Origin of the sequence: Nocardia sp. NBC_01730 (genome assembly GCF_035920445.1) — a bacterium.
GTDB lineage: Bacteria > Actinomycetota > Actinomycetes > Mycobacteriales > Mycobacteriaceae > Nocardia.
Genome location: NZ_CP109162.1, coordinates 6054995 through 6076781, shown reverse-complemented (window position 1 = coordinate 6076781; position 21787 = coordinate 6054995). Strand labels below are relative to the sequence as shown.

Here is a 21787-nt window from a genome sequence, read left to right as displayed (position 1 = left end):
CGGGTGTACGGCGGCCGTAAGTGTGCGGCTCAGCTGCCGGTCAACACACTCAGCGCACTGGTGACCTGGTCGGCGGCCTCGGTTTCGATCGCGAGCAGGACCGATCGGACGGCCTCGACCGCGGGCGGTTTCAGCGCGGTGAGGAATGCGACGTCGGGGTTACTCAGTGCGGCACGGATGTCGTCGCCGCACAACGCTGCGGCCGTAGCGGCGACAATGGCCAGCGCTCGTTCGCCGGACGAAGTGCGTGCTACGAAACCGCTGTCGGCGTGCGCCACACCTGCGAGGAAATCGGCGATCTCCGCGTCCGGCGCATCCAGCCTGAGGATCGGCGCGGCCGCGCCTGCGCCGACACCGCGCACCAAATCGTCGACCAGACTGCGCCGGGCGGGCGCCGACAACGTCACCAGCACCGGTTCCCCGGCCGCTTCCGTCCGCTCTGCCACGTCTTCACGGTAACAACCCGTCGAGGCGGCTCGAACGCAGGCGATTCGCGGGGCCTGCGGAATCTCGCTCCGATCAGGTCGATCGGAGCGCTTGCTAAATCCCACCCCACTCACTTAGCTTAGGGTAACCTAATCATTCTGGCGCCCGACTACCGGAGGTTTGTATGCCGCGTCCGACCCCGACCGTCGCACCTTCCACCGCCGAACGGGTACGCAGCGCATGCGCGCATGCCGAGCAGGCGGTGTTGGCCATGCCGGGCATCGACACGACGCCGACCTCGGTGCACCACGTGCGTCAGTGCGGTGACACGGTGATCGCGGTGCCGACCACCTCGGTCGCGGCGTTTCTGGCGAGCAATTCGGGCGACAGCGGAGCGCCCGCGGTGCTCGAGCTGACCGACCACGCACCGCTGCCGCTACGCGAACCGGTGCGCGCACTGGTCTGGTTGCGCGGCTGGATACGCGCGGTACCCGCCCGGGCGCAACGCGCCTTGGCCGGCGAAGTGGCCAAGGAGAACCCGCATCCCGGCCTGCTCGACATCGGCCACGGCGCGACCCTGCTGCGGCTGGTAATCGGCTCCGCGGTGGTGGCCGACTCGACCGGTGCGGAATCGGTGAGCAGCGACGAGCTACGGCTGGCCCAACCGGATCCGTTCTGCGCCATGGAATCCGCCTGGCTGCAGCATATGGACGCCGACCACGCCGACGTCCTCGCCCAGCTGGCCCGGCACCTGCCGCCCAGCCTTCAGCGCGGCATCGTGCACCCGCTGGCCATCGACCGCTACGGCCTCACCCTGCGCGTCGAAGGACTCGACGGCGACCACGACTTCCGCCTGCCGTTCAGCGCACCGGCCGACGATATCGAGGCGCTCAGCCGTGCCGTGCGGACCCTGGCCGGCTGCCCGTTCCTCAACGGCCTTCGCCGCATCTGATTCGCGGTTCACGGAGCCGGCCGCAACCAGCTCCCGACCATGGCCGCGGTTTCGTCGACCAGCCCCTCGGGATCCGGGTTCGCGGTCGCATCGATCCCGATCCGAGGAAGTCCGACACTGACGCGCCGCGCACCCCGCGGTCCGCGCGCAATAGATTCGACCCATGCGTGCGAAGTCCGGTGCCGAGTGGGACGAGGCCGAGCCGACGGCTCGGGAGCGGCTCGGGATCAAACTCGAGATCCTCGTGGTGTTGCTCGTCACATTCGGCCTGAGTGGGCTGAATGCGGCCCTCTCACTGGTGGACAGTGCGCTCGCACCAGGCGGCGTCCGCGAACGGACCGTCGCGCTGAATCCGTCGCGATCCACCCAATCCACGATCGATCTGCTCTTCCAGCTGCTCAGTGTGCTGCGCCTGGCCGGGTGGGCGGCGCTCGGCCTGTATCTGCTGTGGCGTGGCGGCATGGGACCGCGGCTGATCGGCCTGGCGAACCGGATCCGGTGGCGCGCGGACGTGCTGCCCGGCATGGTGCTCGCCGCGATCATCGGGTTGCCAGGGCTCGCGCTCTATCTCGTCGCGCACACCTTGGGCTTCAGCGTGACGATCGTGCCTGCCTCGCTCGGCGACTACTGGTGGCGTTTGCCCGCGCTGATCCTGTCGGCCTGCGCAAACGCGGTGGCCGAGGAGGTCGTCGTGGTGGCGTTTCTGATCACCCGGCTGCGCAAGCTCGGCTGGTCGGCGAACTCCGCGTTGCTGGCCTCAGCCCTGCTGCGTGGCAGCTACCACCTGTACCAGGGTCTGGGCGGCGGGCTCGGGAACGTGGTGATGGGATTCGTCTTCGGGCGCTACTGGCAGCGCACGAACCGGCTGTGGCCGCTGGTGCTGGCGCATGCGACCATCGACACGATCGCCTACCTCGGCTATACCGTTCTGCGCGGCCATGTTTCGTGGCTTCCGTGACGCAACTGTTCCCTCCGGCGCGCTAACGGCTGGGTTTCCCCCGCGAATTACGGAGGACAGCGTTCACCGCGGTGCTGACACACGCGGCACCCGAAGCCCACCCGATAAGTAGAGTCTCAGTGATGAACGGCGACGACCCCCAGCGCAACGCGCGGATGCGCCGGGTGCCGCCGCCCGGCCGGCCCGGTGTGCCGCCGGCGCGGGGCGGCGCGCCGGCGGCGGGTGATCCACAACCACCGCGCATCGAGCCCACCCAGGTGTTGCGCCGCGACGGCACATCGGGTCCGTATCCGCCACCGCTCGCTTATTCGCAGGTCCCGCCGGCGCCGGTGCCGCCGCGAATGCCGCCACGCAAACCCTCGCAGGCACGCACGCATGCGCCGACCCAGCGCCCGGTCCCGCACCACGAAGGCCCACCGCACGCCCCCACGCAGCGCCCGGTCCGGTACGGCGAAGGACCGCCACACGCACCGCCACAGCAGCCTCGGCCGTACCGCGAAGGTCCGCCTCCGCCACCGCCACCGCCGCCACGCGGCGAGCGACCGCCGAGAGCTCCGCGACCTCGCCGCAAGCGCCGCCCCTTCCGCTGGTTCCTGGTGTTCCTGCTGGTGCTGGTGCTCGCGGCGGTCGGAGCCGTCGTCCAGCTGGACGGCTCGCTGAACCGGATCCCCGCCCTGGCGAACTACGCCGACCGAGTCGGCAACACACCCGGAACGAACTGGCTGCTGGTCGGCTCCGACGGACGCGGCGGCCTGAGCCCCGAGCAGGAGCAGGAGCTCGCCACCGGCGGTGAGGTCGGGCCGGAGCGCACCGACACGATCATGCTGGTGCATGTTTCCGAATCAGGTAAGACCACCCTGGTCAGCCTGCCGCGCGACTCCTACGTGAGCATCCCCGGCCAGGGCAAGGACAAGCTCAACGCCGCGTTCGCGCTCGGCGGCCCTGCGCTGCTCGTGCAGACCGTGGAGATCGCCACCGGCGTGCGCGTCGACCATTACGCGCAGATCGGCTTCGGCGGTTTCGCCAGCGTGGTCGACACGCTCGGCGGCATCGACGTGTGCGTCCCGAAGCCCATCGACGACCCGCTCGCGGGCATCGACCTGCAGGCGGGCTGCCAGCGGCTGAACGGACCCCAGGCACTGGGCTTCGTGCGCAGCCGCGCCACCGCCCTCGCCGACCTGGACCGGATGAACAACCAGCGGATCTTCATGGCCGCCCTCCTGAAGAAGGCGACCAGCGGTGCCACCCTGGCCAACCCGTTCACGCTCTGGCCGCTGGCCACCGATACGGCAAAGTCGCTGAAGGTCGACGACGGCGACCACATCTGGGACCTGGCGAGGCTCGGCTGGGCGCTGAAAGGCGAAACGGTCACGACGGCGGTGCCGGTCGGCGGATTCGCCGACACCGATAGCGGCAACGTGCTGCTGTGGGACAAGGACAAGGCGAGCCGGTTCTTCGACGCGCTCGCCAAGGACCAGGCCGTCCCCGAGGATCTGCTGACGAGGTAGCGTCAGTGACATGCCGGACACCGATGTCGCTGAGTCCTTCCCCGACTTGCTGCGCGCACAGATCCGTCACGGGTTCACCGCCGCCCAGCAGTATCTCGCCGCGGCCGTGTACTTCGACTCGAACCGGTTGCCGCAGTTGGCCGGACACGGCTACGGCCGGTCGCGCGAGCAGTACGCGCACGCCCTGCGGATGGTGCAGTACCTGCTCGACCGTGACTTCTATGTGCAGATCGGCGGGTTGGACGAGATCTGCTCGACCTTCGAAGACCCTCGCGCCGCAATAGCTTTCCTGCTGGAGCTCGAACAGACCCGCAGCACACAGATCAGCGACCTGGCCCGCGCGGCGCGTGTGTCCGGTGACTATCTCGGCGAGCGATTCATCCAGTGGTTCCTCGAAGAACAGGTGCGGAACGTGGCCAGAACGACCACGCTGCTGACTGTCATCGATCGTGCCGCGGGCCAGTTGTTCGACGTCGAGGAGTTCGTCGCCCGCGAGCTTCAGGCACCGCAACCTTTCGACGGCACGGCGCCGAAAATGGCAGGGGCAGCGAAGAATTAATTAGGCAACACTAGCCTCAATAAGGTTGCACTTGGATGACATGCGGCATGACCAGCGCTAATGTCGCTGCTATGTCCAGCCATCCGGAATCCCCCCGCAGCAAATTCCATGGCCTGCTGCACGACCAGATCCGGCACGAATTCAATGCCGAACATCAATACATTGCGATAGCGGTGTGGTTCGATAACGCGGATCTGCCCCAGTTGGCCAAGCGCTTCTACGCGCAGGCGGTCGAAGAACGCAACCACGCGATGATGATCGTGCAGTACTTCCTCGATCGGGATATCAGTATCGAGCTTTCCGGCGTCGACGCCGCCAAATCCCACTTCGAGACTGCCCGCGAACCGATCGCGCTGGCCCTCGCCCAGGAGAAGACGGTCACCGACCAGATCATCCAGCTGGCGAGCACAGCCCGGGAAGAGGGCGACTACCTCGGCGAGCAGTTCATGCAGTGGTTCCTGAAGGAGCAGGTCGAAGAAGTCGCCAATATGACAACCCTGCTCACGATCGCCGATCGCGCGGGGTCGAACCTGTTCGACCTCGAAGAATTCATCGCCAGGGAAATGAGCGGCCCCAGTGATACATCCGGTGCCCCTTCGACAGCGGGCGGCAGCGTCTGACAGCGTTTCCGAAAGGTGACAGGCCCAGCTCCTCGCGAAGAGCTGGGCCTGTCACCGTGTTATAGGAATGCCTTACTGAAAGCTTCTCCGCTTTCCGAATCGGTTCGCCAGAGGACTGCCCTTACCTCCCACCAACGTTCGGTGGCATCGAGAACCCCACGAAATTCCCGGCGACAATCTCCCGGCTCAGCGCAGGGTGATCTGACGAGACCGCAGACCGTCCCGCGAACGCCGCTCGTCGGCCGTCAGCGGAACATCGGTGGCCAACGCCTCGGCCAGCCGGGCGCCGAACTCGATGGCCGGCTTCACCCACTCGTCGGCGTGCCGCTCACGATCCAGGTCGAACACCGGCACCAGCAGGCCGTGCGTGCGGAACGAACCCGCGAACCGCGAACCGTCACCGAGGTGCAGACCACCGGACGCGTGCAGGCGGGCCAGGGCCTGCATCAGATTGTCTTCCTCCTCCGGCCGGACCCAGCGGATGTGGGCCTTCTCGCCCGCGTCCACCCACCAGGCCGCGCCGATCACGTCCGCGTCCAGCCCGAGTCTCGCCGACGGCATGATCGCCTGCTTGGCCTGCTCTATAGTCGCCGCGACCTGCGGGTCGGGATCGACGCCCTCGGGCACCCACCAGTCGAAGTCCTGGTGCACAGTGAGATCCAGCGCCACACCGGGATCGATCACGTCGGCCAACCTAGGGCCGCCCGCCACGCTCTCCACGGAGGTCAGCGAGTCGCCGGGCTCGGCCGACTGCGTCCACAGGATCGCCGCGGCAAGATCAGCGGCCGGATCGGCACCCTGGAACTGCACCTGCGCACCGACGTAGCCACTCGGCTGATCATCGGCCCGGACCAGCGCGGCCACCGCGCCAGGCAGCACCGTGGCGAGCACGACCGTGCGCTCGGCCGCGACCTCGGGCGCCAGCGTCAGCTGCGCCGTCGCCGACGGAACGAACTCGCGCAGCGCGACGAGATCACACTCCGCGGCCAGGCCCTCGAACGGACGCGTGACGGCCTGCGCCGCCTGCTCCAGCGCCGCCCGCCGCTCCGCGAGACGCTGGGCCCGGTTCCCGCCGGGCTTAGGACTGTTGCGCTTGCTCTTACCCACGAGGGGTCAACCTACAGGGTGAGATGTTGAATTGGCAGCGCTGTGTTTTTGGCCGCGCGGGCGCGGCGTGTTCGCGGCCCCCTTATGGCTCGCGTCCGAGCGACCGACGCTGGCGACTTCGTCGCGGACGCGTCGGCCGCTCGGACGCGAGCCGGGCCGCGAACGGGGCAAAGCTCGGTCTCGCTGCGCTCGGAAGCGGGGGTTGGGCCGATCTGGTGTGTTCGGTCGGGGGCGGCTGCGGCACCAGCGGTTTGCGACAGGCGCAGCGCCCCTGAACAAGCTCCACTCAGAACGGGAGTGTCGCCGATGTGATTGTGTGAGGCGCTAGCCGTCGGTTTTGGAAGTACGCGCGACGGTCCAGGTGTGTAACCAGTTCAGGCGGCGCTGAGCAGTGATTTGGTGCGTCTGGGGTGGTTGGTGGCGATCCAGCTGACGCCGAGGTCGGCGCACAGCTGGACGTCGACGGGGGCGTCGACGGTCCAGCAGTAGGTGGCGCGTCCCGCGGCGGCGGCCTTGTCGACCAGGTCGGGGTGCTCGCGCAGCGTCTTCACCGACGGGCCTACGGCGGTCGCGCCGACCGTCGTGGCGGCCGATCCACCCAGGTAGCGCGACGATTCGCCGAGCAGCACGGTGGGCAGCAGCGGCGCGGCGCGGCGGATCCGCCAGACCGCGGTGGCCGCGAAGGACATGACCACGGCGCGGGAATGGGCGGCCGAGGCGGGAGTGGCGATGCCGAATCGCTGAAGTTCGGCGAGCACCTTGTTCTCCACCAGCGCCCCGTAACGGACCGGGTGCTTGGTCTCGATGAACAACTTCGTCGGCCTGCTGCGCCAGTCCAGCACCAGGCCGATCAGCTCGCTGAGGGTCAGCACCGTGGCGCGCTCGCCGCCACCGCCGAAGTCGAGCGCCTGGAGTTCGGCCAGGGTCATATCGCTGACCAGCCCAGTGCCCGAGGAGGTCCGGTCCACGGTGCGGTCGTGCACGCACACCAGATGTCCGTCACGGGTCAGCCGGACGTCGCATTCGACGCCGTCGGCGCCCTCCTGGAGCGCCAGCTCGTAGGCCGCGAGCGTGTGCTCGGGGCGCGCCGCCGAGGCGCCTCGATGCGCGACGACGAACGGCGCGCGATTGCCCTGGCTCACTTGGACACAACCTCCTCCTGCTCACGGTCCACAGCACCGTTGTCCTCGTCCGCTTCCACGGGCGCGTCGGTTGCCTCGGCTCGCGCGGTGTCGGCTTCGCGGTCCACGCCGCCGGGATGCACCGGCTCGATCACCGGCACGGCGGGATCGACCGCGATCAACCATCGGCGCGTGGTCCGGCCGCGACCGAGCAGATCATGCCCATCGATTGTGCGCAGCACCCACAGGGTCAGCAACGCGACGGCGACTGCGACTGCGTCGGTGAACGCGGTGAACATCACCCCGTCCGCCTTGGCCTGCAGCGAATCCGCAGTTCGCCACAGCAGTGCGGCCATCGCGACGACACCACCGAACACCCAGGTCACCCACCAGATCCGAACCGCGCGGATGGCGCGCGGATCACCGCGCCGCGCGACGACCTCGGTGAGGAAGATCCCCGGCCACAGCAGGTTGACCACCGGAACGAGGCACCCGAGCGCGAGCGCTCGCCATGAGCGCGGGTCGCGCCGACCGGCCTCCGCGTAGGCCGCCCGCCTGGTTTCGATCAGCCAGCCGAGCACGGCCACCGCCGTCACCAGCGCGAGCACCAGCGCGAGCACGGCGGAGCCGATGACAAACGCGTCGGAGCAGAACAGCACGGCGGGATGAATCAGGCGGGTCCGGTTACGCAGCAGGATCAGATAGCGCACAAGCTCGGCCACCGTGCCGACGGCGAACACGACCGCGGTCGCGACAAGCAGTTTGGTCACCGAGTCCGTCAGCAAGCCGAACCGGCGCGACGGTGCGGTAATGGCCTGCGCCGGCGGGTCGATCAGTCCCCAGCGCGGGGGCTGCGTGTAGCGGGGCGTCTCCGTCCGAGCTGCGGAGCGCCCGGGTTGCGCCCTGCGCCCGCGTTGGTCGGGTCTGCGCGCCACCCATCGGTAGTTGCGCCGGTCGGTGGGAGCGTCGATCGGCGCGGGCGAGAGCAGCACGCCGCGGCAGCGCGGGCACCAGTGCATCGGCGCCCCTTGCACGGCCCAGCGCGCGCCGCAGCGCGCACAAGGTTGCACCACCGTAGTCACCGCGCACCTCGTTCTTTCGTCAGTAGATCTTCGCCTGGTGGTCGCCATCCGCGACCAGGGGGCGTCCCGCGTGCTGCCACGCAACCATGCCACCGCAAACCTGGATGGCGTCGAAGCCGACGTGCGTGAGGTATTCGACCACCTGGAGCGACCGGCCGCCTTGCCTGCAGACAACGTAGAGATCGACGTCGTACTCCAGCTCGTCGAGCCGGGCGGGCACGTCGACCATCGGGATGTGGATCGCGCCTGGCGCGTGCCCGAGCTGCCACTCGTCATCCTCGCGGACGTCGAGCAGGATCGGTCGCGGAGTGTCGGCCGACGCGGGCACGCTGCCGTCGAAATCGGCGGGCACGTCCTCCACCGCGACCGACAGAACGTGGGGGCTCGTCACAGTTTCGATCCTGCCATGGGCGGCGGGCTGACGTGCAGTTCCGGGGCGGGGCGGGAGACTCGACCGCGACCCGCGACATCAGGTATGGTTTGCCTTCCGGAACGTGACCGCGCCCTCGCTGCGATGCTGGTTGTGCATAGGTCGGTCGAAGTTATCCACATAATCCACAACTTGATCCACAGGTCCAACTATCGGGCAGAACACACCGACAGTCTGTGGCTATCAAGCAACTGATCGGTTACCGACCGTCCGCCCCGGAGCTGCGGCTCCAGGTGCACCAGGGTGCCCTGGTGAAGCGAGTGATCCGAACGACCGATCCGGGACTCCCCTCCGTATCCATCCCGGAGCGGCCATTCGTCACCCACCTCGGAACCTGCAGCGATGGAGGCTCCGATACTTACTTGGACGGCGCCGGGCCGCTTTCGGTTCCATGCAGAACGCGAAACCGACGAGAATATGAAATACCCGGCACAGGCAGTGGCGGTCGGTAGCCTGAAGACATGGACGTGAGCAGGGGGCTACTCGGCGGAATGGACACAGCGGGCCTCAATGTCGCGTTGTCCGAGGCCGCGTGCCTCGGCCTCGCGGTAGACGAGGCGACCAATCAGCTACACCTCGACCTCGAGGTGCTGACGCTTCCGGAGAAGGGAACGGCATCCGACGATTACCGGGTCCGGGTGGTATTCACCGGCGTGAGCAGGGTCGCCGCGTCACTGCGCGCGCAGCACTGGGACGATATGGAACCACGGGTGCTGCCGCTGCAACTGGACGGCCTCGGCGAGGCAATCCGCAGCTTCGGCGGCGGGCGGCTGCACGGCTGGGAGTTCATCGACCTCGACGACAGTGGCTGGGCCCTGTGGAGTGAGCTGCTCAGCTTCGATACCGAGATCGACGACCACAGCTCCACCCATGTGCTGGAGTTCTCTCAGGAAGAGGGCATCGATCCGCGCGAGCTCGACGTGCGGGTGTGGTTCGACGACATCGCCATTCACGATTCGCGGGGCAAAGAAATCCCGCTGCCGGATTTCATCGAGGGCGGCGCGCGCTGGTGGAAAGCGCACGATGCGGGCGACCCGCGGGCAACCCGCCCCGGCATCGCTCCTCCGCTGTAACAGCCGACGCCGAACCGCCCATCCGGCCTGATCGCAAGGGCGGTTTTCGTTTTCCTGATTGCGGAACGTCAGGCACCCAAGCCCACCGGGCAGCTCACGCCGGTGGCATGGACCGGACAGTATCCGCCCGGGTTCTTCGCCAGATACTGCTGGTGGTAGCCCTCGGCGTAGTAGAAGCCCGACAACTCGGGCAGCGGCACGATCTCCGTGGTGATCTCGCCGTATCCGGCCTCGGCCAGACGCTTGCCGAAAACCTCCTCGGTCGAGTGGGCAACCTCGGCCTGCTCGGCGTCGAGAGTGAAGATGGCCGAACGGTATTGGGTGCCGCGGTCGTTGCCCTGGCGCATGCCCTGGGTGGGATCGTGGTTCTCCCAGAAGTATTTGAGGATGCCCGCGTAGTCGATCACCGCGGGATCGAACACGACGAGCACGGATTCCGTGTGCCCCGTCCGCCCGCTGCACACCTCTTCATAGGTGGGGTTCGGCGTGTACCCGCCGACATAACCGACCGCTGTCGTGTAAACCCCGTCGAGCTCCCAAAAACCCTTTTCCGCGCCCCAGAAGCATCCCATGGCGACGACGGCAATCCGCATGCCCTCCGAGAACTCCGAGAACTCCGAGAACTCCGAGAACTCCGAGAACTCCGAGAACGGTGGATGGATCGGGTGACCGTTCACAAAATGGGTATCCGCCACCAGAAGCGGTTCGGCCCGGCCGGGCAGCGCCTGCTCCGGGGTGATGACGACGGGCTCGGGAAGTCTGACGCGCCCTACTAGTTCGTCGTACCACGACATGGTTCGATGCTACGCGTGCGGTTCCTGTGGTGCCGATGTTCGTGCTGTGACGGTGCGCGACTCGCCTACTGCGTGGCGTCACCGGAATGCGGGGGCGTCAGGCCAGGTTGGAACCGATCGGGTGTACGAATGATGGCTGGGTGTGCTCGGAACTCCGTGCACATCCAGCCCGACTAGGAAGGGACATCGTGGCTGAGTACACGCTGCCAGATCTGGATTACGACTACAGCGCCCTGGAGCCCCACATCTCCGGGCAGATCAACGAGATTCATCATTCCAAGCACCACGCCGCTTACGTCGCGGGTGTGAACACCGCGTTGGAGAAGTTGGAAGCCGCCCGCGAGGCGGGCGATCACGGCGCGATCTTCCTGCACGAGAAGAATCTCGCGTTCCACCTGGGTGGGCATGTCAACCACTCCATCTGGTGGAAGAACCTCTCCCCCAACGGCGGTGACAAGCCGGTCGGCGAGCTCGCCGCGGCGATCGACGACCAGTTCGGGTCGTTCGACAGGTTCCGCGCGCAGTTCTCCGCCGCGGCCAACGGTCTGCAGGGCTCCGGCTGGGCCGTGCTCGGCTTCGATACCCTCGGCCAGAAGCTGCTGACCTTCCAGCTCTACGACCAGCAGGCCAACGTCCCGCTCGGCATCATCCCTCTGCTGCAGGTCGACATGTGGGAGCACGCCTTCTACCTGCAGTACAAGAACGTCAAGGCGGACTACGTCACCGCGTTCTGGAACGTCGTCAACTGGGCCGACGTCCAGGATCGCTTCGCCAAGGCGACCACCCAGGCCAAGGGCCTCATCTTCGGCTGAGCCATTCGGCTCCGGCATCGGGTCCGCGAATCCGCCGCGCCGCGCGCGGCTCGGGTTCGCGGACCTGTTCTGTGTTCGGCGCCCGCACCGGCGTCTGCGGAGCACACGCCCGGCCTCCGACCGTTAGGGTTCGGCCGGGCATGGGTCGAATCCGTCCGGTGTGCAGCAGGATCGCTCCTCGGCGCCGCCGCCTACCGTCCGACTGGCACTCTTTGGTACTTGTGTGCCAGGTGACTTGTGGTTCATATTCGGGATCCACAGTAAAGACGACGGGCAAGGCCGCCCCCGGTGTCACGACGGGAGGCAGAAATGCGCACCAACGAACCGATCGGCATCACGCCGTTCCACTCGCGCGGATCATTGCGGGGTTTCGTCATCTCCGGCCGCTGGCCGGACACCACCAAGGAATGGGCGCAGGTGCTCGTACTGGCCGTGCGCGTGGCCACGCTGCCAGGATTGCTGGCGACCTCGACGGTCTTCGGGGTGCGCGAGGAGCTGCCGGACGATCCAGCACCCGGCACGGTCGGACTGGTGCTGGCCGAAGGTCCCGTGCTCGGCGCGGAAGCCCTGGAGCCGGGGAGGTTTGCCGAGCATGTACCGGCCGCCCTCCTGATGCTGCATCCACCGTCCGAAACCCGCCCGTCGCTGCCCGAGTGCATGGGCGTGGCATCCGGCTGCGTCCTGCTGCCCGGCGTCCCGCATCTCGGACTGGAGCACCGCGCCGCTTGGGCCGAGACGGAATCCGACGGCACGGTCACCTCGCTGGTCAGCCGGGTCGGCCTCGACCCGATCAGTGATCCCGACACCGCGGTTCTGGCTATGCTTCTCGCCGCATGAGGGTAACCGAAACTTTCGCCGTGGATCGCCAAACTTATTGCGCGCATTGCGCTTTCGATTACAACAACTTGGCAACGCCACTCCGGCCGGGTAGGGTCGATAGCAGCGAAGGGGAGTAGCCCCCAATCACGCAGTCGACATACTGACCCACTGCCCCACCTAGGCAGGGTCCGGTTGCGTGAACCGGCATTCGATCGGTGGGCGAGACCTTCGGCCTGGACAACCATTTCGTTGTCGGCCGGAGGAAGACCGAGAACTCCGACCGACAGGCCGAAGACTCGGGAGCCGCCAACATGATCGCCACCGTATTGCTGAGTATCGGCATCGTCTTTCTTGCCGAGTTGGGCGACAAATCCCAGCTGATGGCGCTGACGTTCGCAATGCGCTATCGCTGGTGGGTGGTGCTCGGCGGCATCGCGACGGCCACCGCCGCGGTGCACCTGATCTCGGTCGGCGTCGGTTACTTCCTCGGCGCAGCACTGCCTACGAGGGCGATCTCATTGATCGCCGCGATGACCTTCCTTGCCGTCGGCCTGTGGACGCTACGCGAGCACTTCGGCGCCGCCGCGGACGACGAACCCGAGCCGAAGACCCAGCGGACCAGCACCGCGCCGTTCTTCGTGGTGCTCTCCGCGTTCCTGCTCGCCGAGTTGGGCGACCGGACCATGTTCGCCACCGCCGCGCTGGCCACCGACTACGACTGGGTCGGCGTGTGGCTCGGCTCGACCATCGGTATGGTCGCCGCCGACGCGCTCGCCATCGCGGTCGGCATCCTGGTCGGCAAGCATCTTCCCGAGCGTGCCATCGGCGTCGGGTCGGGCTTGCTGTTCCTCTACTTCGGCGCGACAACCCTGCTCGGAGCGGCAGTACCGGCCGTGGAGGGGCTGATCGTCGCAGCCGTGGCCATTGCCGTACCAGCAGTGGCCATCGGAGTGCTACTGACTCGCAGGGCGATCGCAGGCCAACAGTCCCGAGTCGGCGAACTGGGGACGATCACGGAGTTTGCGCAGATCGCAGCCGATCGGTTGCCTGGGCAACGCGGCCGTTGACCCCGGCGACGAACCGTGTCAGCAGCTCGATCTCGGCGGTGTCGTACCCGTCGAGATGTTCGCTGATCGCTGTACCCAGGCCAGAGAACAGCGGCGCGACCGTGGCGCTGGCCTCGTCGAGCGCGACGAGAACGCGACGCCGGTCGTCAGGATCGCGTTCGCGCCGAACGTAACCTGCGCGTTCGAGTCGGTCGATCAGGGCGGTTACCGCGCCACCTCGGGTGATCCCGATGCGATCGGCCAATCTGCCCGGAGTCTGCGGCCCATCGACGCCGAGAATATTGAGACAGCTGAGATCGGTCAGCGTGATGCCGAGCCGCGCCGCCACCGTCGAGTGGAACATGACGGTACGGGTCGCCTGCACCCGAAGCTCGTTCTGCAACGAATTCAGGGCCGCACTCCGGGTTTTCCCCGATGTCACCGCACTGCACTCCCTTCTATTCTCTCTGAAATAGAGAATCTCTTGTATAGAGAAAACGTGAAGTCAGGAGTTCGGACCCATGACCCCAAGACGCGCGATCCTGCTGTGGCTGCTGGTGATCTTCGTCAGTATCCAGTTCGGCGCCGGATGGTACGAGAAGCTCAGCATCATCCCGCTGTGGGAGGATGCCCCGCCCGACCAGGTACTCACCGCGATGGCGGAATCCGGCTTCAAGCGGGCGGGGCGGGCCTTCTGGCCGTTCGTCTCGCCCGTGGTTACGCTGCTGTCGCTGATCAATCTGTTCTTCGCGTGGCGCACGCCAGGCCCCTTCCGGCGCTGGTGGATCGCGGGCGCCGCGACCATGGCCTGCTACTCCGCAACAACCTACGGCTACTTCGCGACCCAGATGCTGCTGTTCCAGTCCGGCGGCGCCGAGTGGACACCCGATCGCGTCGAGTCGTTCGTCGAGTTGTGGACTGCGTTGAACTACCCGCGCATGGTTCTGGGCGGCATCGGCTGGCTCTGCGCCTTGCGCGCGCTGTCGCTGTCGGCCGCCCGCACGGACCGTCCGGTCGCTGCCAGGACCCTTGCCTGATCACTCGCCCTGGGGCCGGACGGACTCCGTCAGGGCGCATGATCGACCACTGCGCACCCGTACAGCTCGCCACCTCCACGCACCAGGTTCAGCAGAGGTTCCCGCAGCGCCAGCAGACCGTCCGGATCACCAGCCGCGATCCGAGCGGTGACCATCGAGCCGATCGCGGCGGCAAGCGCCTGACAGGCGAAGCGCTGCTGCTCGGTCCGCGCGTCGAGCACCCCGGCGATCAAGCCGACGAACAGCTCCTGGAGCTGGGCCCGGCGCGAGATCGCCGCGGACCCCACCGCGAAGACTTCGACCAAGAACAGCCGCGCGCTGGCCGGGTCGTCGATCAGATGTTGGAGATAGGCGCGGAAGATCCGGTCCATTCGCGCCATGGCATCCTGCTCCCCCGGCGCTGCGGAATCCTCTTCTCCCCCGGTCGCGTCGGCGATGCGGTCGAGCAGCATCTGTACGGCACGCTCGTATGCCGCGTCGAAACAGTGCTCCTTGGAACGGAATTGCTCGTAGAAAGTCTCTCTGGACACCCCCGCGCGTTTCAGGATCGCCGCGACCGACGTTCCGACATAGCCATTTTCGGCCATCGCCTGCGCTGTCGCGATCAGAATCCGCTCGCGCTGCGAAGCGATCACCAGCTCCCGCGGCAGGCCGTGCCTGCCACGAGGGAGTTGGCGTGCGCTGGTGGCCGATTCGGTCATTCGGTAACTCCGGTGTTCGGTCGGTCTTGGCTGACCGTTCCATTCTGCGGGGTCGTGTCGGTTGGCCCTCCGACAGGTGGCCGGTCGGATCGGGCCGACCCCGAACGCCGGCATGACCACTGACGCGGCGACGGCACCGCCGCCGAACATTCCCGTTCGCAAACAGTTCGCCAAGGGTGTCCTGGCGCGAGGGAGCCATGCTGGGCCTCTCATATAAGACCAGTTAGGGTGCAATTGACAAAGGGCCAACTGGCTGTCACGAACGAGAGGACCATCGTGGAGATTTCGGGTTCCGCCGCTATTGTCACCGGAGGTGCGTCCGGCCTCGGCGCCGCCACCGCCAAGCGTTTCGCCGAGCTCGGTGCCACCGTCTTCGGACTTGATGTGCCGCAGTCGATCGAGCGCGCCGGCGACAACATGCCCGCCGGGGTCACCCTGCTCCCGGCCGATGTGACCAGCAACGACGAGGTCGGCGCGGCGGTCGCGAAGGTCGTCGAGTCGGGCGCGCCGCTGCGCATCGTGGTCAACTGCGCCGGTGTCGGCTGGGCAGGCCGGATCCTGTCCAAGAACGGCCCGCACGACCTGGAACTGTTCCGCACGGTCATCACCGTGAACCTGCTCGGCACCTTCAACGTCATGCGGCTGGCCGCCGACGCGATCGCCAAGACCGACGCCGTCGACGAGTACGGCCAGCGCGGCGTCATCATCAACACCGCATCGGTCGCCGCGTTCGAGGGCCAGATCGGCCAGATCGCGTACTCCGCCTCCAAGGGCGGCGTGCACGGCATGACCGTTCCCGCCGCGCGCGACCTCGCCCAGTTCGGCATCCGCGTGAACACCATCGCCCCTGGCATCATCGACACCCCGATGCTGGCCGGCGTCACCGAGGAGTATCGCAAGGGACTCGAGGCCGGCGTTCCCTTCCCGTCCCGCCTCGGCCGTCCGGACGAGTACGCGCAGCTGTCGCAATACATCGTCGAGCACGACTACCTGAACGGCGAGACCATCCGCATGGACGGCGCGCTGCGCATGGCCCCGCGGTAATTCCGCGCCGACGCAGCGGCTGCGCATGGTCCTTCCTCGGAGGACCATGCGCAGTTCTCGTTTCAGCCCTCCGGCTTGTGCCCGATGCCGAGATAGGCGGTGGTGGACAGCGGACAGTTCGGCCGGTAATTCGCCACGAGAAAGGCCTTCATCAACGTCGCGCGCTCGGCCCACACCTCCGGCCCGACGCTGTGGCGCATGAGTTCCAGCGGCGCGCTGCTGCGCACCATGGTCTCCCACATCTCCTCGGGGCTGCCGAAGGTGAGCGCGATCGAATGCCGCTGGATCGAGACAGCTTCGAACCCGGCGCCGCGCATCTCGGATTCGAAGACCTGCGGGTTCTCCAGGCTCAGGAAGTTGGGCTGCGGCTCGTGAATGTTCGGATCGGCGGCAGCGAGGGCGCCGAACATCATCCGCATCAGCGGCGACTCCACGACCGGCGCCCAGCTCGACACCACCGCCGTTCCGCCCGGCCGCAGCACCCGGTACAGCTCGGCGAAACCTTTGGCACGCTCCGGGAAGAACATCAGCCCGAACATCGAGAATCCGGCGTCGAACCGGTCACTGTCGAACGGCAGCGCCTGCCCGTCCCCCACCTGCGCCGCGATGTTCGTCAGCCCGGCGGCCGCCGCGTTTTCCGCAAGCAGCGCGATCATCGACTCGGAGAAATCGATGGCCTCGACCCGCGCCACCTGGTCGGCTGCCAGCAGGCTGAGCGTGCCCGGTCCGGCGGCGACATCCACGACCTCCGAAACCGGCGACAGCGAGGCGAACCCGAGCGCACGCGCGGAGAACGGCTGCATGACAGCGGGGGCGAACTCGGCGTATCCATCGGCGACGAGATCCCACGGCTCGGCGATGGCAAACGGGTTTGCGGACATGCTCTGACGATCCTTTCGATCGTCCAAATCCTAACCGCGCCACACCGGTATCAGCGCCCCAGTTCTATGAATTTCACTGTGCGCGAAGGGAGTTCAACCGAACCCAGGCTGTGCCATTTCGAATGGCCAGCGGATATCCCGCCAAAGGAGTACCGGGATGAGCGCCCGTGCCCACTGGCACACACCGATGCCGCCGCAACGACAGCGTGGTTGCGGAGTGGCTCCGTCGGACAGGCCGCGACCGGAGGACATCGTCGATGGCCTCCGGTCGCAAGCGACTCAGAGCGTGCGGGTGAGCCGATCGGTGAGGATGTGCGCGAAGTGCGCCGGGTCCTTCAGCTCGCCGCCCTCGGCCAGCACCGCCGTGCCGTAAAGCAGTTCGGCGGTTTCGGCCAGATCGGTCGCAGTGCCGGCATCGGCCTCGTCCTTCTTGCCCGAGTAGGCATCTCGCAGGCCGGTGACCAGCGGGTGGGTCGGATTGAGCTCCAGAATCCGCTTGGACTCCGGCAGCGCTTGGCCTGAGGCGCGGTACATCCGCTCCAACATCGGCGTGAAGTCGAAGACATCGCCGACCAGGCAGGCGGGGGAGGTGGTGAGCCGGTTGGTCAGGCGGACCTCCTTCACATTCTCCTCCAGCGCCTTGCCCAGCCATGTGAGCACGTCGGAGAAATCCTTGTCCTGCTGTTCGCGCAGTGCTTCGGAGGCCTTCTTCTCCTCCTCGGTCTCCAGGTCGACCTCGCCCTTGGCGATGGACTGGAAGGCCTTGCCCTCGAACTCGGGCACCGAACCGACCCACATCTCGTCGACCGGGTCGATGAGGACCAGCACCTCGCGGCCCTTGGCCTTGAATGCCTCGAGGTGCGGGGAGCTCTCGATCTGCTGGCGGGACTCGCCGGTCATGTAATAGATCGTGTCCTGGCCCTCGGGCATCCGCTCCAGGTACTGCGCGAGCGTGGTCAGCTCGGTCTCGGAGTTGGTCGAGGCGAACGAGGAGACCTGCAGGATGGTGTCTCGGTTGTCGAAGTCCGACAGCAGTCCCTCCTTGAGGACGCGGCCGAATTCCTTCCAGAAGGTCTGGTAGTTCGTCTGGTCCTCGGCACCCTGCAGATCCTTGACCGTGGCGAGCACCTTCTTCACCAGCCGCTTGCGGATCATCTGGATCTGGCGGTCCTGCTGCAGGATCTCGCGAGAAACGTTCAGCGACAGGTCCTGCGCGTCGACCACACCTTTGACGAAGCGCAGGTACTCCGGCATCAACTCTTCACAGTTGTCCATGATGAACACCCGCTTGACGTAGAGCTGCACGCCACGCTTGTGCTCCCGGGTGAACAGGTCGAACGGAGCATGCGACGGAATGAACAACAAGGCCTGATACTCGAAGGTGCCTTCGGCCTTCAGCGGGATGATCTCCAGCGGATCGTCCCAGCCGTGGCTGACGTGCTTGTAGAACTCCTTGTACTCCTCGTCGCTGACCTCGCTCTTCGGGCGGGTCCACAGCGCCTTCATGGAGTTGAGGGTCTGCTCCTCGAGGATCGTCGTTTCTTTCGCATCCTCGCCTTCGCCCTCCTTGACCGTCCGCTCGACCTGCATACGGATCGGCCATGCGATGAAGTCGGAGTACTTCTTGATGATCTCCCGGAGCTTCCACTCCTGGGTGTAGTCGAAGAGGTGGTCATCCTCGTCGGCAGGCTTCAGGTGCAGCGACACGGCGGTGCCCTGCGGTGCTTCGTCCAGGGTTTCGATGGTGTAGGTCGAGCTGCCCGCGGCCGACTCCCAGCGGGTGCCCTCCGCCTCCCCCGCCCGCCGAGTGGTCAGCACAACCGTGTCGGCAACCATGAAGGTCGAGTAGAAGCCGATACCGAACTGGCCGATCAACTCCTCGGCCGCGGCCTCGGATTTGGCCTCGTTCAACTTCTTACGCAGCTCGGCGGTGCCCGACTTGGCGAGGGTGCCGATCAGGTCGACCACCTCGGCGCGCGACATTCCGATGCCGTTGTCCCGCACGGTCAGGATCCGGTTGTCCTTGTCGACCTCCAGCTCAATGTGCAGGTCCGACGTGTCGACGTGCAGATCCTTGTCCCTGAAGGACTCCAGCCGCAGCTTGTCCAGCGCGTCGGAGGAGTTCGAGATCAGCTCCCGCAGGAAAGTGTCCTTGTTCGAGTAGACCGAATGGATCATCAGCTCGAGGAGCTGATGCGTCTCTGCCTGGAACTCGAGTTGTTCGACGTGCTCTGTCACGTCGCGATGGTACCGCCGCGGCCGAGCGACGGAGCCAGCGGAGGCAGCACGGCGTAACCACGGAGGCTCCCGTCAGGCCGCAGATCAGGCACTTGCCCGAAATCGGCGAGGCCAGGAACCTCCACGTCGGCTCTGCGTGTCATCCATTCGCGCAGCACCTGGGTGGCGCGGACGTCGTCCTCGTTGTACTCCAGCAACCGGGTGCGCTGGGTGAGATCGGGCGCGCCGTCGTAGCCGACGGCCAGCCGATACCAGCTCATCGACGCCTCCCCGCCCGCCTCCGGGTCGCGCCAGGCGAATCCGGCGACCGGCGCGATCTTCTTGAGCCCCTTGCCGTTCGGGCAGATGAACTGGTCCGAGACGGCCTGGAACATGTCCACCCACTGCGGCCCGTCCACGAACGCGCGCACCTGGTCCACCGTGGGCACGCCGGGGCGACCCGCGAACCTGCGCGCCGACTCGTACAGCCATTTGTCCTCGGCGGTGCGCGAATAGCAATAGGCGGCGAAGGTTTTTCCGGCCGCTGCGGCCTCGGCACGCACCGTCATCAGCCAGGTCCAGAACTCGCCGAAGGAACGGCCCTCGTCATCGGTGGGCAGCGGGTCCCAGGTGACGAACGGGCGGTACACCCCGTCCAGCAGCGTCCCCCACAGGTAGGCGCCGTATTCCTGAAAGCTCTCCAGATCGACATCCACCTCGACGTCGGCTCGCCGCACCCGCACCGACTCGACCCTGCGGACCAACGGCGCGCCGGTGATCCACGCCCGCGCGGTGACTACCGCCTCGTCGAACGGGCCGTGCTGCCAGTCCTCGGGGTCCGGTCCGGCCCAGGAGGCGAGATCGTCGATCGTCTCGACGCCGTGCCCGCGAAGGACCTCGGCGCGCGAACCGGGCGCCACCAGGCTGACGTCGCGGCGTTCGATCAGCCGGTCTTCGCAGCTCGGCCCCTCGATGCCGCGCTTCCACCACGGACACTGCCTGCACTCGGGCACCTTCGACGGGGCGGTCGGCAGCTCACCGCGCACCACCGCGATCCGGTCGGCATAGCGCTGGTCGTAGTCGGCGAGCAGCGGGCCGAGGTCGTGCACGAGGATGCGGTCGAAGTGGTAGCCGATAACGCCGCCGACCAGCGCGGGGCTAGCCAGGCCGTGGCGCTGCAGCATCCGGTGGAGGTGGGCGAGGCGCTGCTGGTCGCGGGGTTGCGGGCGCAGTTTGCGGTGCGGATCTGGTTGCGGATGCCAGTGATATGGGTCCGACGTGGTCGGGTGGAAGTCGGCAGGCTCGGGCTGACGCGGGTCGGTCACCTTGTGGTTCACCACGATGATCGGGACGTACCCGCCGCGGTCGGGATCGCGGAGCAGGATCTCGGAGCCACCGCGTCTGCCGGTGTCGAGCTCCTGCGGCAGCAGACCACCCCAGATCCGTTGCGCCCCTGCCGCGCACGCGCGCATCGTCGCCTCGGCGCGCTCGGCGGCGCGCAGCCCGGGATCGATCACCACCCAGGCATCGGGCGCGGCCGCGACCAGTGTGTCGCGCACCTTGGTGCGGTGTGCGGTGGCTGCTTCCCTGCGCTGGCGTACACCCGGATCATCGGAAATCCCGACCAGCGCCTCGGGATGGGCGGCGTCCAGATGCAGCCGATGTCGGCAGCCGATCAGCGCCCTGGCATCGATGAAGGCGTTCGGCGCGCCGGCAGGCCGACCGACGGCCGTGCCGCTGCGCTTGCGACCATGTCGGTCACCGATGTCCGAATCCACGCTTAGCAGTATGGTCCCTCCCCCCGACAACTCCGCGAATCGAGGGTCACGGCCCGCACTGCCCTCGTGGCTGTCACCATGAACCCGATAGGGTGTCGGCAAACCGTGTGACATGGGCGGACGGCCTTCCCCGGCGTCGTACCGCCATGGCAAACCAGCATGACGGAGGGCCTTCGATGGGGTTGTTCACGAAGCGCAAGCGGCGGCCGAGCCGCAGGGCCGAGGCGAAAGCCCTCAAACACAAGGCCGCGATCGAGGCCAGGCTCGCAGCGAAGAACGACCGCAAGGCCCGCCGCGCCGAGGCGCGCACCCAGCGCAAAGTCGCCAAAGCGCAGATCGCCACGTTCCAGGCGGAGGAGAAGGCCGCGCTGAAGGTGGCCGCCAAGGCTGAGCGTGATCCGTTCAGCGCGAACCAGGTCAAGAAGTACATCGGCGTAGCTCGCGTCCTCATCCCGGTGCTCGCCCCGCTCGCCTATCGTGGTGCGACGTTCCTGCGCGGCAGGCTCGACACCCGCCGCGCCCAGCAGCTCGGAATCGGTGTCGAGCAGCTCGGCGACTTCACCGGGCACGGCGCCAAGCTCCAGGCCAGGATCACGAATGCCGAAGCGGCGCTGGAGAAGGTCCCCGCGCGGAACGGCAAGAACGAAGGGGAGGCGCACAAGTTCGTCGCCACCACTCGAGACCGCCTAGGCAGTCTGACCGCCGCCGTACGCACCACCGAACAGCTGCCCACGGCACGCCGCCGCGCCGTGCATGCGTCGATCGCCCACGAGCTGTCCGGGATCGAGGCCGACGTCCTGGCCCACCTCGGCGTGCGCTGAC

The 21787-nt window shown here is 67.1% G+C and carries 23 protein-coding genes; 12 read left to right on the top strand and 11 right to left on the bottom strand.

The genetic code is table 11. The features are described 5' to 3' along the window. Positions 1-29: 29 nt before the first annotated feature. Positions 30-446, bottom strand: a complete 417-nt coding sequence (locus OHB12_RS25455) for a hypothetical protein (RefSeq protein WP_327111364.1) — start codon at positions 444-446, stop codon at positions 30-32. Positions 447-610: 164 nt separating this feature from the next. Here OHB12_RS25455 and OHB12_RS25450 point away from each other — a divergent pair, with 164 nt between their 5' ends. From OHB12_RS25450 to OHB12_RS25430, 5 genes are all read left to right on the top strand, one after another. Continuing rightward, the gene (locus tag OHB12_RS25450; protein WP_327111362.1) at positions 611-1378 is read left to right on the top strand and encodes a DUF2470 domain-containing protein; all 768 of its coding nucleotides are present in this window, start codon (positions 611-613) and stop codon (positions 1376-1378) included. Positions 1379-1541: 163 nt separating this feature from the next. Next, positions 1542-2336 carry a CPBP family intramembrane glutamic endopeptidase gene (locus tag OHB12_RS25445; RefSeq protein WP_327111360.1) on the top strand — a complete coding sequence of 265 codons (795 nt, stop codon included), beginning with the start codon at positions 1542-1544 and terminating at the stop codon, positions 2334-2336. Between the two features lie 122 nt (positions 2337-2458). After that, positions 2459-3844: an LCP family protein gene (locus OHB12_RS25440; RefSeq protein ID WP_327111358.1), complete on the top strand. Its 1386-nt coding sequence runs from the start codon at positions 2459-2461 to the stop codon at positions 3842-3844. 10 nt (positions 3845-3854) lie between these two features. Next, entirely contained in the window at positions 3855-4403 is a 549-nt protein-coding gene (locus tag OHB12_RS25435; protein WP_327111356.1) for a ferritin, read from the top strand. 71 nt (positions 4404-4474) lie between these two features. Continuing rightward, positions 4475-5023 carry a ferritin gene (locus OHB12_RS25430; RefSeq protein ID WP_327121440.1) on the top strand — a complete coding sequence of 183 codons (549 nt, stop codon included), beginning with the start codon at positions 4475-4477 and terminating at the stop codon, positions 5021-5023. A gap of 186 nt (positions 5024-5209) precedes the next feature. Here the strand turns inward: OHB12_RS25430 and OHB12_RS25425 are convergent, their stop codons facing one another. The 4 genes from OHB12_RS25425 to OHB12_RS25410 all read right to left on the bottom strand — a co-directional run bounded on the left by OHB12_RS25425 (position 5210) and on the right by OHB12_RS25410 (position 8724). Further along, positions 5210-6130: a DUF5926 family protein gene (locus OHB12_RS25425; RefSeq protein ID WP_327111354.1), complete on the bottom strand. Its 921-nt coding sequence runs from the start codon at positions 6128-6130 to the stop codon at positions 5210-5212. A gap of 374 nt (positions 6131-6504) precedes the next feature. Further along, a complete protein-coding gene (locus OHB12_RS25420) occupies positions 6505-7272 on the bottom strand; it encodes a glycerophosphodiester phosphodiesterase (protein WP_327111352.1) in 768 nt (255 codons plus the stop codon). After that, complete coding sequence (locus OHB12_RS25415; RefSeq protein ID WP_327111350.1) at positions 7269-8333, bottom strand: DUF4328 domain-containing protein; 1065 nt, start codon at positions 8331-8333, stop codon at positions 7269-7271. Before OHB12_RS25415 ends, OHB12_RS25420 begins: the two co-directional genes overlap by 4 nt. Positions 8334-8352: 19 nt before the next feature. Then, positions 8353-8724 (bottom strand): rhodanese-like domain-containing protein, encoded by a 372-nt coding sequence (locus OHB12_RS25410; RefSeq protein ID WP_442799845.1) that lies wholly within the window; start codon positions 8722-8724, stop codon positions 8353-8355. 500 nt (positions 8725-9224) lie between these two features. Here OHB12_RS25410 and OHB12_RS25405 point away from each other — a divergent pair, with 500 nt between their 5' ends. Continuing rightward, complete coding sequence (locus OHB12_RS25405; protein ID WP_327111348.1) at positions 9225-9836, top strand: hypothetical protein; 612 nt, start codon at positions 9225-9227, stop codon at positions 9834-9836. A 68-nt stretch (positions 9837-9904) separates the two neighbouring features. Here the strand turns inward: OHB12_RS25405 and msrA are convergent, their stop codons facing one another. After that, a complete protein-coding gene (gene msrA / locus OHB12_RS25400) occupies positions 9905-10630 on the bottom strand; it encodes a peptide-methionine (S)-S-oxide reductase MsrA (RefSeq protein ID WP_327111346.1) in 726 nt (241 codons plus the stop codon). Positions 10631-10818: 188 nt separating this feature from the next. Here msrA and OHB12_RS25395 point away from each other — a divergent pair, with 188 nt between their 5' ends. The 3 genes from OHB12_RS25395 (at position 10819) to OHB12_RS25385 (ending at position 13328) form a co-directional block, all read left to right on the top strand. Continuing rightward, complete coding sequence (locus OHB12_RS25395) at positions 10819-11442, top strand: superoxide dismutase (RefSeq protein WP_327111344.1); 624 nt, start codon at positions 10819-10821, stop codon at positions 11440-11442. Between the two features lie 309 nt (positions 11443-11751). Continuing rightward, a complete protein-coding gene (locus OHB12_RS25390) occupies positions 11752-12279 on the top strand; it encodes a peptidase (protein ID WP_327111342.1) in 528 nt (175 codons plus the stop codon). A gap of 293 nt (positions 12280-12572) precedes the next feature. Continuing rightward, positions 12573-13328, top strand: a complete 756-nt coding sequence (locus OHB12_RS25385; protein WP_327121436.1) for a TMEM165/GDT1 family protein — start codon at positions 12573-12575, stop codon at positions 13326-13328. Here OHB12_RS25385 and OHB12_RS25380 read toward each other — a convergent pair. Continuing rightward, entirely contained in the window at positions 13273-13692 is a 420-nt protein-coding gene (locus OHB12_RS25380; RefSeq protein ID WP_327111340.1) for a MarR family transcriptional regulator, read from the bottom strand. The genes OHB12_RS25385 and OHB12_RS25380 overlap by 56 nt on opposite strands. A gap of 136 nt (positions 13693-13828) precedes the next feature. Here OHB12_RS25380 and OHB12_RS25375 point away from each other — a divergent pair, with 136 nt between their 5' ends. Next, a complete protein-coding gene (locus OHB12_RS25375) occupies positions 13829-14344 on the top strand; it encodes a DUF1772 domain-containing protein (protein ID WP_327111338.1) in 516 nt (171 codons plus the stop codon). A 29-nt stretch (positions 14345-14373) separates the two neighbouring features. On the opposite strand, the gene OHB12_RS25370 is transcribed toward OHB12_RS25375, so the two are convergent. Next, positions 14374-15045, bottom strand: a complete 672-nt coding sequence (locus OHB12_RS25370; protein WP_327111336.1) for a TetR/AcrR family transcriptional regulator — start codon at positions 15043-15045, stop codon at positions 14374-14376. A gap of 276 nt (positions 15046-15321) precedes the next feature. On the opposite strand from OHB12_RS25370, the gene OHB12_RS25365 reads away from it, so the two are divergent. Further along, positions 15322-16089 (top strand): SDR family NAD(P)-dependent oxidoreductase, encoded by a 768-nt coding sequence (locus OHB12_RS25365; protein WP_327111334.1) that lies wholly within the window; start codon positions 15322-15324, stop codon positions 16087-16089. A 62-nt stretch (positions 16090-16151) separates the two neighbouring features. Here OHB12_RS25365 and OHB12_RS25360 read toward each other — a convergent pair whose 3' ends face one another. The 3 genes from OHB12_RS25360 to OHB12_RS25350 form a co-directional block, all read right to left on the bottom strand. Next, entirely contained in the window at positions 16152-16970 is an 819-nt protein-coding gene (locus tag OHB12_RS25360) for a class I SAM-dependent methyltransferase (RefSeq protein ID WP_327111332.1), read from the bottom strand. Positions 16971-17249: 279 nt separating this feature from the next. Next, on the bottom strand, positions 17250-19208 hold the full coding sequence (htpG, locus tag OHB12_RS25355) for a molecular chaperone HtpG (RefSeq protein ID WP_327111330.1): 1959 nt from the start codon (positions 19206-19208) through the stop codon (positions 17250-17252). Beyond that, positions 19205-20881: a TM0106 family RecB-like putative nuclease gene (locus OHB12_RS25350; RefSeq protein ID WP_327121434.1), complete on the bottom strand. Its 1677-nt coding sequence runs from the start codon at positions 20879-20881 to the stop codon at positions 19205-19207. The genes htpG and OHB12_RS25350 overlap by 4 nt, the downstream gene beginning before the upstream one ends. 260 nt (positions 20882-21141) lie before the next feature. On the opposite strand from OHB12_RS25350, the gene OHB12_RS25345 reads away from it, so the two are divergent. Beyond that, positions 21142-21786, top strand: a complete 645-nt coding sequence (locus OHB12_RS25345; protein ID WP_327111328.1) for a DUF6474 family protein — start codon at positions 21142-21144, stop codon at positions 21784-21786. The last annotated feature ends 1 nt before the right edge of the window (position 21787 follow it).